The organism is Bradyrhizobium sp. WYCCWR 13022 (assembly GCF_030435535.1).
Lineage (GTDB): Bacteria > Pseudomonadota > Alphaproteobacteria > Rhizobiales > Xanthobacteraceae > Bradyrhizobium.
The window spans coordinates 87,246-101,219 of the sequence record NZ_JAUIZJ010000048.1 but is presented as its reverse complement, the minus strand read 5'-3'; the positions used below and the strand labels follow the sequence as shown (position 1 = coordinate 101,219).

General features: G+C 64.6%; 12 protein-coding genes. 2 read left to right on the top strand and 10 right to left on the bottom strand.

Annotation, left to right across the window (positions count from 1 at the left end):
- Window positions 1-44: 44 nt before the first annotated feature.
- From QY049_RS37380 to QY049_RS37345, 8 genes are all read right to left on the bottom strand, one after another.
- Entirely contained in the window at window positions 45-959 is a 915-nt protein-coding gene (locus QY049_RS37380) for a DMT family transporter (protein ID WP_301270570.1), read from the bottom strand.
- A gap of 79 nt (window positions 960-1,038) precedes the next feature.
- Complete coding sequence (locus QY049_RS37375) at window positions 1,039-1,833, bottom strand: NUDIX domain-containing protein (RefSeq protein ID WP_258766548.1); 795 nt, start codon at window positions 1,831-1,833, stop codon at window positions 1,039-1,041.
- A 4-nt stretch (window positions 1,834-1,837) separates the two neighbouring features.
- Entirely contained in the window at window positions 1,838-2,791 is a 954-nt protein-coding gene (locus QY049_RS37370; RefSeq protein WP_301270569.1) for a dihydrodipicolinate synthase family protein, read from the bottom strand.
- 28 nt (window positions 2,792-2,819) lie between these two features.
- Window positions 2,820-3,698, bottom strand: coding sequence for an SDR family oxidoreductase (locus tag QY049_RS37365; protein WP_301270568.1), 879 nt, complete (start codon window positions 3,696-3,698; stop codon window positions 2,820-2,822).
- A 45-nt stretch (window positions 3,699-3,743) separates the two neighbouring features.
- The gene (locus QY049_RS37360; protein ID WP_258766545.1) at window positions 3,744-4,604 is read right to left on the bottom strand and encodes a MaoC family dehydratase; all 861 of its coding nucleotides are present in this window, start codon (window positions 4,602-4,604) and stop codon (window positions 3,744-3,746) included.
- A gap of 197 nt (window positions 4,605-4,801) precedes the next feature.
- Window positions 4,802-5,191 (bottom strand): Zn-ribbon domain-containing OB-fold protein, encoded by a 390-nt coding sequence (locus QY049_RS37355; RefSeq protein ID WP_258766544.1) that lies wholly within the window; start codon window positions 5,189-5,191, stop codon window positions 4,802-4,804.
- Complete coding sequence (locus QY049_RS37350) at window positions 5,191-6,348, bottom strand: thiolase domain-containing protein (RefSeq protein ID WP_194482299.1); 1,158 nt, start codon at window positions 6,346-6,348, stop codon at window positions 5,191-5,193. The genes QY049_RS37355 and QY049_RS37350 overlap by 1 nt, the downstream gene beginning before the upstream one ends.
- Before the next feature lie 466 nt (window positions 6,349-6,814).
- Window positions 6,815-10,306 (bottom strand): indolepyruvate ferredoxin oxidoreductase family protein, encoded by a 3,492-nt coding sequence (locus tag QY049_RS37345; protein WP_301270567.1) that lies wholly within the window; start codon window positions 10,304-10,306, stop codon window positions 6,815-6,817.
- 282 nt (window positions 10,307-10,588) lie between these two features.
- On the opposite strand from QY049_RS37345, the gene QY049_RS37340 reads away from it, so the two are divergent.
- Window positions 10,589-11,800, top strand: a complete 1,212-nt coding sequence (locus QY049_RS37340; protein WP_301270566.1) for a cytochrome c — start codon at window positions 10,589-10,591, stop codon at window positions 11,798-11,800.
- Here QY049_RS37340 and QY049_RS37335 read toward each other — a convergent pair whose 3' ends face one another.
- A complete protein-coding gene (locus QY049_RS37335) occupies window positions 11,801-12,445 on the bottom strand; it encodes a trimeric intracellular cation channel family protein (RefSeq protein WP_301270565.1) in 645 nt (214 codons plus the stop codon).
- A 165-nt stretch (window positions 12,446-12,610) separates the two neighbouring features.
- Between QY049_RS37335 and QY049_RS37330 the strand changes: the two genes are divergently transcribed.
- Window positions 12,611-13,036 (top strand): hypothetical protein, encoded by a 426-nt coding sequence (locus QY049_RS37330; RefSeq protein ID WP_301270564.1) that lies wholly within the window; start codon window positions 12,611-12,613, stop codon window positions 13,034-13,036.
- Between the two features lie 60 nt (window positions 13,037-13,096).
- Here the strand turns inward: QY049_RS37330 and QY049_RS37325 are convergent, their stop codons facing one another.
- Window positions 13,097-13,906, bottom strand: a complete 810-nt coding sequence (locus QY049_RS37325) for an oxaloacetate decarboxylase (protein ID WP_258766541.1) — start codon at window positions 13,904-13,906, stop codon at window positions 13,097-13,099.
- Between the last annotated feature and the right edge of the window lie 68 nt (window positions 13,907-13,974).

Below are 13,974 nucleotides of genomic sequence, written 5' to 3'. Positions count from 1 at the left end.
CCCTCCGGGGGAACATGCCTCCGTGGGCCGGAAGCGGCTGTTTTTCATGATGGTTTAACGACGGCCGCCCGCCCGGCCGGAATCGTCATGGCGGCGACGCCGAGGACGACGCAGGCAAGCCCAATCCAGGCGGTCCGGCTCAGGGTCTCCCCCAGGAAGGCGACGCTGATGGCGACCCCGATGGGGACTCGCAGATACGCCTGCGCTGTCGTGCCAACCGAGCCGAGGGTCTGGATCAGGCGGAAGTAGATCGCGAAGGCAGCTGCGGTCGAGAACACCGCAAGCGCCAGCAGCGCCAGGACGGAGCTCAGCGAGGGCGACAGCGTCCAGGGCTGCTCGAGCATCAGCGAGGCCGGAATCAGCATGGCCGCGCCCGCGAGCAGCGAGCCGGCGGCGGGCGCCATGGGATCAAGGCCCTTGAAGCTGCGGCCGAAGATCGCGGCGCAGGCGTAGCAGATGGTGGCGGCAACGATGGCCGCCTCCGCTATGAGGCCGCTGCCGACGTCATGAAACGCATCGACGCCGACGATCAGGAGGATGCCGGCCATGCCGGCAACCACGCCGAACAGCTTTCGCGGAGTCGTGGCCTCATGGCGGGTGACGATTGCGGTAAGCAGGAACGTGAATACCGGGCCTGCCGAATTGAGGATGGTGGCAAGGGCTGCATCGACATGGCGCTCGCCCCAGGCGATCAGGGTCCAGGGAATGACGCTGTTGAGCACGGCCTGGAAGGCGAAGCGCTGCCAGGTCGCGGCGTCCCTGGGCATGCCGATGCCCCTCGCCCGCATGACGATGAGCAGCAGCAGACCCGCAACCGTCGTGCGCGCGGCGATCAGCGTGACCGGCGGGATGGTGGCGACGCCGAGCTTGATGAAGGTGTAGGAGCCGCCCCAGAGCGTGGCGAGCGCGACCAGCAGCGCCAGCTCGACGGCGATATTGGTGTCCTGCCTGGCGTCCATGGCGCACTCCGTCCACTCTGCAATGGACGGACTCTAGCGCGCCCGCGGTCAGTAATACTTCGCTCGGTATCGAAGTGTTCTAGCCGACCGCGCCAACCTCGAACACCTCGCCGTCATAGCCGGCCTCGCGCGGAATGCTGAGCTGCCGGCCGGTCTCAGTCTTGGTCATGACCGGCATCACCGTGACGATCGACATCCCCCTGGCATGATCGAGCGCGGCGCTCACGCTTGGCTGCTTGGCCAGCCGTATCAGGTTGCGCGTGGTCGGGAACGGCAGCTTGAAGCGACCGCTCTCACCACCCTCCACCGCCTCGCGGGCTGACAGCCAGATCGAGTCGGTCGACTCCCGACCGTCATGCGCACCGAGTTGGTCAGGCGGCGCCGCCGCGAGGAAGAACCAGGTGTCGAACCGCTTCGGCATGCCCTCCGGCGTGATCCAGTGCGCGTAGGGCACCAGCGTGTCGAGCGCGAGCTGAAGGTTATTGTCGGAGAGAATGCTCAGGAAGCTGATCTTGTGCTCGTTGAGCGCGACGCGGTGCGCGTCGGCGATCTCGCCGGCGCGCTTGGCATCAACAGGTATGTTCGATCCGTTCGAGCGCGCCAGCAGGATGCCGCTTTCTTCAAAGGTCTCGCGGATCGCAGCGATGCGAAAACCGCGCTCCGCTTCGCCGAGGCCTTCGCCGCCCGAATAGAGATCGGCCCGGGCGACGATCTCGTTATCGCCGGCATCGACGCTGCCGCCCGGAAACACCAGCGCGCCCGAGTTGAACTCGATCTGATGATGGCGAACCATCATGAAGATTTCGACCTCCTTGGTGCCGTCGCGCAGCAGGAGGATCGTCGAAGCCGGACGTGATGCTGATGTCTCGGCCATTCAACTAACCTGCGGCGCTGGATTGCGGGCCGAGATTGGCGCGCTTGTCGAAACGGGCGACGCGCGACAAAAGGTAGTCGACCTCGGCCTTCGCGGTCGCCGTCATCGTCGCGCCCGGCTTGCGCTGCGCGCTGGAGGCGATGATGCCGCGCTTCTGCAGCACGTATTTGCGGACGGTCAGGCCGACGCCGGGCTGCTGTTCGTAGCGGATCAGAGGTAGATGTACATCGAACAGATCATGCGCGGCGTCGCGCTTGCCGGCCTTGGAGAGGTTGACGACATCGATCAGAAGCTCGGGGAACGCATAGCCGGTCATGGCGCCGTCGGCGCCGCGCTCCATCTCGAAATCAAGGAATGTGCCGCCATTGCCGCAAAGGATCGAGAGCGGGCGCAGCGAGCCGTCCTTCTGGAAGCCGCGCAGCGTCGAGATCTTCTCGAGGCCCGGCCAGTCCTCGTGCTTGAGCATCACGCAGTTCGGATTGTCCATGACGATCTTGCGGATCACGGCGGGAGTGAACACCACCGTGAGCGTCAGCGGATAGTCCTGGAGCACCCAGGGCACGTCAGGACCGATCGCCTCGGCCGCCTGCTTGAAATAGCCGACGATCTGGTCGTCGGTGCGGAGCGAGGGCGGCGGCGCGATCATCACGCCGGCCGCGCCCGCGTCCATCGAGGTCCTCGCCAGCGAGCGCATGGTGGCAAAGCCCGGCGCGGAGACGCCGACGATCACCTGCATCTTCTTGGCACGCTTGACGTAGCGTACCGCCACCTGCTCGGCCTCGGCGGCATCGAGCTTTGGCGCCTCACCGAGGATGCCCAGCACCGTGACGCCGTCGCAGCCGACCTCCTCGTAGAAATCGGTCAGGCGGTCGATCGAGCGCTCGTCGATCCGGCCGTCGTCGTGGAACGGCGTCGGCGCGATTGCGAAGGTGCCCTTGGCGTCGGCGGTGAGTTTCATCGTCTTCCTTGTTTCTCTTTGTCGATGGCTAGAACCGCCTCGCACCCATCTTGATCTGCTCCTCGGAGAAGAAGATCTCCTTGGCATGATCGACGATGTCCTGGGCGTTCCAGCCCGTATGCGGCGGTCTCCAGCCTTCCATTTCCATCATCCGCATTTCGCGCACGCCGCGAGGCCCGGACACGCCCAGCACCTTGCCGGTCTGGTCGCCCGACAAATCGCTGACCATGTATAGCACGGCCGGCGCGATCCCGTCCGGCCCCAGCGCCGCACCTGGGTTCTCCTTATAGCGGGGCAGGTCTGCGGTCATGCGGGTCAGGGCCCCTGGGGCAAGGGTCCAGATCCGGATGTTGTACTTCCGGCCCTCGATCGCCAGCACGTTGGACAGGCCCCAGATGCCGCCCTTGGCAGCGCCGTAATTGGTCTGGCCAAAATTGCCGATCAGGCCAGATGTCGAGGAGGTGTTGACGATGACGCCGCCGCCGTTTTCCCGCATCCAGCGAAACACCGGCATGGTGCAACAAAAGGTGCCTTTCAGGTGCACCTTGATCACCTTGTCCCAATCGGACTCACTGGCCTTGGCGAAGGTCTGGTCACGCAAAATGCCGGCATTGTTGACGAGGATGTCGGCGCGGCCAAAATGCTTGATGGCGTCGTCGAACACCGACTGCCCACCTTCCATGGTGGAGATGTCGGCGCCGTTGGCGACGGCCTTGCCGCCCTCGGCCTTGATCGCGTCCACCACAAGCTGCGCCATCGACTTGTCCGCGCCGGAGCCGTCACGGGGCCCGCCGAGGTCGTTGACGACGACCGAGGCCCCTTCCCGCGCGAACAGCTTTGCGTAGGCCTCACCGAGCCCGCCGCCCGCGCCGGTGATCAGCGCAACCTTGCCGTCGAGTAGTCCCATGGTGGCTTCTCCCTGTTTCGCTTTTCTTTCTTCGCCTCTATCCGCCTAACCCAGCACCGTCTTGCCGTTCCTGATCACGGTGACGCCGCGCGACTTCACCTTGGCTTCGAACGAGATCGTGTTGCCGTCCTTCCAGAGGTCCATGGTCACGGTCTCGCCGGGGTAGACGGGCGAAGAGAAGCGCGCGACGTGCTGGCGGAAGGCGGACGCGTCGTAGTCGGCGTAGGTCTGGAGCACGCCGCGGCAGGTGATGCCGTAGGTGCACATGCCGTGCAGGATCGGACGCGGGAAGCCGGCCTTCCTGGCGAACTCGGGATCGGAGTGCAGCGGATTGCGATCACCGCAGAGACGATAGACCAGCGCCTGATCGGGCCGCGTGACGATGTCGATGGTCTTGTCAGGGCTGCGCGAGGGGATCTTGTGCGGATCGGGCTGGGTCAGGCTCGGCCCGCCAAAGCCGCCGTCGCCGCGGGCGAAGCGGGAAGCGACGAGAGTCGCGAGCTTGTCGCCCTTCTCGTTCTTGAGCACGGTCTGATGGCTGATGACAACGCCCTTGCCCTCGCCCTTGTCGTAGACCTCAAGCACGGAGGAGTCGGCAGTGATGTTGGCAGCGATCGGCAGCGGCTGGTGGAAGGTGATGTCGCGCTCGCCGTCCACCACCATCACGCGGTTGAGCTTCATCTCGCCGGGACCAGAGCCCCAGGCGGCGACGGAGGCGAAGGTCGGCACCACCTTGAGCGGCCGCGGCGTGAACGTGCCCTCGTTGACGAAGGCAAGCTCGTTCTCGTCCATGGGATCGGCACCCAGGCCGATGCCGTAGGCGTAGAGCATGACCTCGCGATCGCCATAGGCATATTTCTGGCCGAGATTTTTCAGGCCTTTCAGTTCTTCGTATCTGGCGGACATTTTGTTTGTTTCCTCCCGAATGTCTTCGACACCGCCGGTTGCAGCCCTCTTCCCTTGTGGGACAGGGCTGCGAGGACGGTGCAGCAAACTCGTTTGGGTGAGGGGTTGCCTCGGCAGCAAGACTCTCGGTGCGGAGAGAACCCCTCAACCGGCGCTTCGCGCCACCTTCTCCCACAAGGGGAGAAGGAAGAAAGCAGTCAGGCCACCGTAAAAAACGGCAGCGGCGCGCCGTCGGTCGGCTTGAACACCACCTTCACCTTCTGCCCGATCTTGAGCTTCTCGAGATCGCAGTCGACGAAATTGGTCTGCACCGACGGACCCTCCTTCAGCGTGACGTAGCCGATGGCATAGGGGCCGGTCGGAGACTTCCGCATCAGGCTCCAGGTGTAGATCGTGCCCTCGCCCGACGCCTCCTCCCACACCGTCTTGTCGGAGTAGCAGAACGGGCAGATCGAGCGCGGGAAGTAATGCGCTTCGCCGCAGGCGGTGCAGCGCTTGATCATGAACCTGCCCTGCTTGGCGGCATCCCAGAATGCGGCGGTCTCGGGGTTCGTGACCGGGGCCGGATATTTTTTGGCTTCGCTCATCACACGCGCTCCAGAATGGCCGTCGAGGCAGCGTGGCGGACGCCCAACAATCCGCCGGTGCCGTGGGCGATGGCGAGATCGCAATTCTTGACCTGCACCTTCGGATGCGCCTCGCCGCGCAGTTGCCTGACCGCCTCGATGATCTTGGTCATGCCGCCGCGGTTGACGGGGTGATTGCTGCAGAGGCCGCCGCCATCGGTGTTGAACGGCAGCTTGCCCACGCCCGAGATTAGGTTGCCATCGGCGACGAACTTGCCGCCCTCGCCCTTCTTGCAGAAGCCGAGGTCTTCGAGCTGCATCAGCACCGTGATGGTGAAGCTGTCATAGATCGAAGCGTACTTGATGTCCTTCGGCGTGATGCCGGCTTCCTCGAACGCACGCGGACCGGACCAGACACCGGCCGAATAAGTGAGGTCGAGATCCTTGCCGCCGCGCGGTCCTTTCATGGCCTCGCCATGGCCGATCAACTTGACCAGCGGCTTCTTCAGGCTCTTGGCAATCTCGGGCGTCGTCACGATCAGCGCGCCGCCGCCGTCGGAGACGACGCAACAATCCATGCGATGGAGCGGATCGGAGATCATCGGCGAGTTCAGCACGTCCTCGACGGTGACGACATCCTTGAGCATCGCATGCGGATTGTATTGCGCATGATGGGAGGCTGCGACCTTGATCCAGGCGAGCTGCTCCGAGGTGGTGCCATAGTCGTGCATATGGCGCATGGCACACATGCCATAGGCATTGTGCGTGGTCGCGCCGTAAGCGGATTCGAAATCGACCTCGGCGCCGGCCGCACGCGGCGGCATCACGCCGGTGCGCGGCTTGCCGGCGAGCGTAACAAGCGCGATCGAGCACTTGCCCGCGGCGATCGCCTCGGCGGCATGGCCGAGGTGGATGATGTAGGAACAACCGCCGGTCTCGGTAGAATCGACATGACGAAGCTTCTTGGTGTTCAGACCGAGATAGTCGACCATCGGCCAGGCACCGCCGGGCGCATCGCCCGCGCAGAAATAGCCGTCGACATCGTCCTTGGAGAGCCCGGCATCCTCGATCGCGCCCTTGGCGACCTCGGCGTGAAGCTGGGCGGTGGATTTGTCCGGCGCATGCCGGGTCGGGTGTTCGTAGATCCCGGCAATGTAGGCCTTGCCCTTGATGGTCAAAACAGAGGTCTCCGCTCGCGTTTCTTCTTGGCCCTTTTTTCTGAACCGCACCGGCCTGATTGGCAAGCGCGGAAATATTCCGTCGCGCGAGAGGGTAGCGGGTCGGCGCAAGTGGGGCGCCCGTGCGCCTCCTCACCGTCGTTGCGAGCGCGGCGAAGCAATCCAGGAGTCTTTCCGCTGATGCATTTCTGGATTGCTTCGCGGCGCTCACGATGACGGAAGAGACAGCCGAAAGCCTAAAGGTGTTTTGCCCGACGGCGCAAGCAATATTTCGCTTTTGTCGAAATGTCTCCTCCTACGAAAACAACCCCATGCACAGTAGAGCGGGGGTTGATTTCAAAGGAGAATTCGTAGGTTGGGTGAGCGAAAGCGTAACCCACCTTTTTGCTCTCCACGCGGACGTCGAAGTGGTGGGTTACGCCCAGCGGTTTGCGCTTCGCGCAATCCGCTACGCCACCGAAAGCCCCTACTCCGCCGCGATCTGCCTTGGCGCAGGCGGCGGGTTCGCCAGATCCGCAGCAAGCTGGGCGTAGCGGGCTTTCGCGTCCGCCACCGCCTTCTCCTTGACCGGACCGTAGCCGCGGATGCGGTCGGGCAGCGAGAGCAATTCGACAGACGTGTCGACCGTGACCGGCGACAACAGGCCAAGCACGGTGGCGACGTCCTTCTCGTAACCGACGATCAGATCGCGCTCGAGCTTTCGGTCGGCGCTGCGACCGAAGATGTCGAGCGGGGTGCCGCGCAGGAACTTGAACTTGGCCAGCACGCCGAACATCTTCAGCATCCACGGGCCAAACGCGCGCTTCTTCGGGCGGCCCAGCGCATCGACGCCTGACGCCAGGATGGGCGGGGCCAGGTTGAAGCTGAACTTGAAGTCGCCCTCGAACTGGTCCTGGAGCTGCTTTGCGAAGGCACCGTCGGTGAAGAGCCGCGCCACTTCATACTCGTCCTTGTAGGCCAGCAGCTTCGCATAATTGATCGCGACCGCGCGCGGCAGCGCATCGCCGTAACCGCCCTTGACCGCGGCGTCGCGGACCTGGTCGACCAGCTTGCGGTAGCGCTTGGCGAGGCGGCCATTCTGATAGGCGGTGAGATGCTTGGCGCGGTGCTCGATGATTTCGTCGAGCGTCATGGCGTCCAGCGCCTTGGGCGCCTCAACCTCGTCGGTGCCCTTCAACATCTCGGCGAGGCGCGCGGGGTCCGCGACCGCGAGGCGGCCGAGACGGAAGGCTTCCTTGTTCATCTTGATCGAGACGCCGTTGATCTCGATCGCCTGCTCGATCGATTCCGCCGACAGCGGGAACAGGCCCTTCTGATAAGCGTAGCCCATCATCATCATGTTGGTGGCGATGGCATCGCCGAGCAGCTGCTCGGCCGGCTTGGTGAAGTCGAAGAAGACCGAGTCCTTGTGCAGCGCCGTTTCCAGCAAGCCATTCAGCTTGCGCGTCTGGAAGTTGAAGTCGCGGTTGAGCACGAAGTCCGCGGTCGGGATGACGTGGCTGTTGATGATGCCGCGGGTACGGCTGGTGTCGCAGAGCGAGATCGTGTCCTTGGCGACCGCCACCACCTCGTCGGCTGCGAGCACGACGTCGGCGGTGCCGGTGACGATGCGCGAGCACGTCACTTCGGCCGGATGATCCGACAGGCGGACGTGGCTGAGCACCGCACCGCCCTTCTGCGCGAGCCCGGACATGTCGAGGATCATCGAGGCCTTGCCCTCGATATGCGCAGCCATGCCGAGCAACGCACCGATGGTGAGCACGCCGGTGCCGCCGACACCACCGACCGCGATGTTGTAAGGCTTGTCCAGCGTCGGCCGCGAGGCCGGCTCGGGAATTGCACCGATGTCGGACAGATCAGCCGGCGCGCGATGGCGCGGCTTGCCGCCGTCCACGGTGACGAAGGACGGGCAAAAACCCTTCAGGCAGGAATAATCCTTGTTGCAGGCGGACTGGTTGATGGCGCGCTTGCGGCCGAACTCCGTCTCCAGCGGTTCGACCGAGATGCAGTTCGACTGCACCGAGCAATCGCCGCAGCCTTCGCAGACCGCCGGGTTGATCATGACGCGGCGCGCCGGATCTTCCATCAGGCCGCGCTTGCGGCGGCGGCGCTTCTCGGCGGCGCAGGTCTGCACGAAGACGATCGCCGACGTACCCTTGTATTCGCGGCACATCTTCATGACGTCTTGCAGCTCGTCGCGATGGTGCAGCTTCACACCGGGCGCGATGGTGCTGGCCGGATAGGCATCGGGATTCTCCGAGACCAGATAGATCTCACGGATGCCCTCGGCGTGGAGCTGGAAAGTGATCTGCTGCGGCGAGAGATCGCCGTCGTGGCGCTGGCCGCCGGTCATGGCGACGGCGTCGTTGTAGAGGATCTTGTAGGTGATGTTGGTCTTGGACGCGACCGCCTGGCGGATGGCGAGAAGGCCGGAGTGGAAATAGGTGCCGTCGCCGAGATTGGCGAAGATGTGGTTCTCGTTCGTGAACGGTGCGATGCCGACCCACGGCACGCCCTCGCCGCCCATATGGGTAAACGTCTCGGTCGAGCGATCCATCCACAGCGCCATGAAGTGGCAGCCGATACCGGCCAGCGCGCGGCTGCCTTCGGGGACCTTGGTCGAGGTGTTGTGGGGGCAGCCGGAGCAGAAATACGGGGTGCGGGAGACGGGCGCCGTGGGGATCATCTGGGACGCCTGGCGGCCGTTGAACCAGTCGGCCTTGGCGCGGAGCATCTCCGCGATTTCAGGATTGAGATTAAGTCGAAGGAGTCGTTCGGTCAGCGAGGTCGCAAGCGAGGCGACGCTGAGCTCGGCGGCGAAGGTCAGGAAGCGCTTGTCGTGCTCGTCCATCTTGCCGACGATGCGGGGGCGGACGTCGTCGCGCCAGTTGAACAACACCTGCTTGACCTGGTTCTCGACGATTTCGCGGCGCTCCTCGACGATGAAGATCTCCTCGAGCCCGACGGCGAATTCATGCACGCCTTCCGGCTCCAACGGCCAGGGCATGCCGATCTTGTAGAGACGGAGACCGATCTTGGCGGCGACCTGCTCGGTGATGCCGAGCTCGCGCAGCGCTTGGCGGACGTCCTCATAGCTCTTTCCCGAGGCCATGATGCCGAAGCGTGCGTTCGGCGAATCCATGGTAATGCGGTTGACCTTGTTGGCGCGGGCGAAAGCGATCGCGGCAAAGCCCTTGTAGTCCTGCAGGCGGCGGTCCTGCTCGAAGCGGTCGTCGGGCCAGCGCAGATTGAGCCCGCCGGGCGGCAACTCGAAGTCAGGCGGGATGATGAAGGGCTTCATCTCGTCGGTGAGGTCGATCTCGGCGGTGGTCTCCACCGTCTCCGTGATCACCTTCATGCCGACCCAGCAGCCGGAGTAGCGCGACATCGCGATGCCGAGCAGGCCCATCTCGATCATTTCGTGGATGCTCGAGGGATAGAGATACGGCATCAGCGCCGAGATGAAGGCGTGGTCGGACTGGTGGGGAACGGTGGAGGATTTGGCGCCGTGGTCGTCGCCGGCAAGGCACAGCACGCCGCCATTCTTGGCGGAGCCGGCGGCGTTGCCGTGGCGGAAGACGTCGCCGCAGCGGTCGACGCCGGGGCCCTTGCCGTACCAGATGCCGACCACGCCATCATACTTGGCGCCGGGCGAGAGGTTGAGCTGCTGCGAGCCCCACACCGCGGTAGCCGCCAGGTCCTCGTTCACGCCGGGCTGGAATTTGATGTTGTACTGCTCGAGATGTTTTCGCGCGGCGAAGAGCTGCTGGTCGTAGCCGCCGAGCGGCGAGCCGCGATAGCCGGAGATGAAGCCTGCGGTGTTCAGGCCGGCGGCGCGGTCGCGGCGAATCTGGGCCATGGGCAGACGGACCAGCGCCTGGATGCCCGTCGTGAAGATATGGCCGGTGTCCTGGGTGTATTTCTGATCGAGACTGATCGGACCCTGGTTGATGCCCATTATTGTCCTCTTCCGCCCTTTTGAGCGTTTGGCTGCTTAAGCCGTTGCCTGCCCGTTGTTTTTAGCTAGGGCACGCCGACCACCTCTGCCACTCTATGTCGGATATTTAACGCGGCGCATCACAAATCTGGACCTTCGGCGGCGGCGGGAAAAAAACGCAATTTCGTGGCCGGAAAGGCATTGGCGATTTTCAATTTGTGTCACCATACCCCGGCTGTCGCGAAACGACATGACGCCGCTATGCTCGGGCACTCGACCGATGGTCGCAGGGGAAGGCTTTCGATGCGGACGATTCTGGCTGTTGCGCTCTTGTGCAGTGCGGTTGCGACGACCGCTTTCGCCGCCGAGCCGTCGCCCGAGCTGATCGCCTACGGCAAGACGCTGGTCGAGGCCGGCGACTGCGCGGGCTGCCACACCGCCGACCCCGCCAAACCGTTTGCCGGCGGCAAGCGCATCGACACGCCCTTCGGCGCTATCTATGCACCGAACCTGACCCCGGACCGCGACACCGGCATCGGCGCCTGGACGGATGCCGATTTCACCCGTGCCGTGCGCACCGGCACCGCGCCCGACGGCTCGCTTTACTACCCGGCCTTCCCCTACCCCTACTTCACGCGGATGACCAAGGACGACACGCTGGCAATCCGCGCCTATCTCGGCACGCTCGCGCCCGTCGTGAACCGCAACAAACCACCGCAGCTGGACTGGCCCCTCAACTATCGCTTCCTAATGCGCGGCTGGAACCTGCTGTTCTTCTCGCCCGGCCTGTTCGAGCCGGACCAGAGCAAGAGCGCGGCGTGGAACAGAGGTGGCTATCTCGTCACCGGCCTCGGCCATTGCGGCGCCTGTCATACGCCGAAGAACTATTTCGGTGCGGACAAGACTGCGCAGGCACTGGCCGGCAGCGAGATCGGCGGCTGGTACGCGCCGCGCCTCGATGGCGCCGCGCGCAGCGGGCTGCAATCGTGGAGCGCGGATGACATCACGGAATACCTGCAGAGCGGCCGCAACGCCAAAAGCCATGCCGGCGGTCCCATGGCCGAGGTCATCGTCAACTCGACCTCGAAGATGAGCGATGCCGATGTGCGCGCAATCGCGCTGTACCTGAAGAGCCTGCCGCCGGCGCGCCGCGAGACCAACGTGACGCCGCCCGACGAGGCCGAGATGAAGGCGGGCCAGGCGGTCTACGCAAAGTTCTGCATCGCCTGCCATGAGGCCGATGGCTCCGGCGCACCGCGCATCTATCCGCCGCTGCCGGCGAACGCGCTGCTGCAATCGATCAACCCGTCCTCGACCCTGCGTATCATCCTCGATGGCGCCCACACCGTGACGACGCCGCGCGCGCCGAACACCGGCGAGATGCCGCCCTATGCCAGGCAATTGTCCGACGAGGAGATCGCGGCGGTGACGAACTACATCCGCAATTCCTGGGGCAATGCCGGCCCGCTGGTGACGCCGGCACAGGTGGCGAAGGCACGCGGGCAACAGCCGTAACTACTTCTCCTCATCCCCCGTGAAGACGAATTTCGGCATCTCCCATTTGTAGCGCACCGCAAGCAGGCGGAAGCTGATGCCGAGCACGAAGGTCAGGATGGTCCAGAGCTCGGCATTGAGCTTCAGGCCGAAGGCGGTCGCGTAGAACAACCCCGTCACCACCGAGACGCTGGCGTAGAGCTCGGAGCGAAACAACAGCGGCACGTCGTTGCAGAGCACGTCGCGGAGCACGCCGCCGGCGCAGCCCGTCACCATGCCGGAGACGATCACGATCGGCAGCGAGGCATCCATCTGCCAGGCGACGTCGCAGCCGGCCATGGTGAAGACGACGAGGCCGATGGCATCGAGCACGATGAAGGCGATCTTCAGCCGGTGCACGAGGCGGGCCGTCAAGATCGTGAGGAAAGCGGCACCGCCGGCGAGCGCGAGGTAAACAGGATTTTGCACCCAGGCCAGCGGATAGTGTCCGAGGAAGAGATCGCGCAGCGTGCCGCCGCCGAGCGCCGTAATGCAGCCGAGGAAGCAGACGCCAAGCCAGTCCATGCTGCGCCGTCCCGCCGCAAGTGCGGCGGTCATGCCTTGCGCGGCCACCGCGACCAGAGAGAGGAAATGCAGCACGCTATCGCTCGGCGGCAGGTTCCACATCGCCTTGTTCCCTTCTCCCGCGATGGAACTTACGTACTGGGTTCCCGCATGAACAGGTTCCCGATTCCTGGCGCGAGGGCAACATGCGACGAAAGCATAATGCGCGCGGAACGGAATCTCGCACCTCGGGGTTGTCAGGACGCAATCAACGAGGAGATCCAATCGATGGCTGACGACCGTTTTCCCAACGATCCGTACCGCTCGAACCTCGCCGACGATGAGTATCTTCGCGCGGCGCGCCGGGATGCCGACCTTCAGGCCGATCCCGAACTGGGCGAAGGCCCCGCCTCCAGCGGCAAGGTCGCGCTGTTCGCCGTGGCAATCGCCCTGGTGCTGGGCGCTGTGTTCTACGGCTTGAACAACAGCAGCACGAGCAACCAGGCAAGCACCACGCCGAGCACGCAGACCGCGCAGCAGACGGCTCCGGCCAATCCGGCCGCCCCTCCCGGCATGCGCGACGTGACGCCGCGCAGCAACACCTCGCCCGGCGTGACCACGGGCGCCGCGCCGAGCAAGCCGGCTGCGCCGGCGGATACGCCCGCGGCAAAGCCCGCGCCGGCTACGCAGACACCGTCTGACGGCGCGAAGTAACGATTTGCAACACGATGCGACAGCGGCGGGATCGAAAGATCCCGCCGCTTTGTTCTGGTTCTAGCTGAACATCTTGTTGAGCTCGCCGCCGGGGTAACCGCTGGCGAGTTCGGTGAACGTCCCCTTCTCCGCCATCTCCTTCGCCGCACGCATGAAGCCGCCCCAGGCGGCGCGCGCGAGCGAGCCGCCGACGCTGATGCGGCGCACGCCGAGATCTTCGGCTTCCTTCAACGACAGGCCGGAGGCACCAATCAGCAGATTGAACGGTTTTGGTGCGACGGCCTTCACCACCGCGGCGATATCCTCGCGGGTCTTCAGGCCCGGCGCGTAGAGGCAGTCGGCGCCGGCATCGGCGTAAGCGGTGAGCCGGTCGATGACGAGCTTGAGATCGGTGACGCCCCAGAGATACGCCTCGCAGCGTCCGACCAAGAGTGTGCCGCTGTCGCCGATCGCCTTGCGCGAGGCCTTGATGCGTTCGACCGCGAGCGCGTGCTCATAGAGCGGCTTGTCCTTGTCGCCGGTGGAATCCTCGATCGAGAGGCCGGCAACGCCGGTGCGCACGCCGCGCTCGACGTGATCGGCGACCTTGTCAGGCTCGACCGCAAAACCGCCCTCGAAATCCGCGTTCACGGGAATGTCGACGGACGAGCTCAATGCTGCCAGATGCTGACAGACATCCTCGACGGTGACGCGATTGTCGGCCTTGCCGATGGTCCAGGCGAAGCCCGCACTCGAAGACGCAATCGCCTTGAAACCGAGATGCTGCAAAGCCTTGGCACTGCCGACATCGACCGGATTGGGCAGGATGAAGCAGCCGCTCTCGTGCATCTTCCTGAACGTCGCGCGCTTGTCAGCGGTCGTCACATGCATGTTTCTCTCCCTTGTTGGCCGCGCAGAGATAGGCACACTGAGTGGGCAGCGCCAGTGCGCGCCCGACA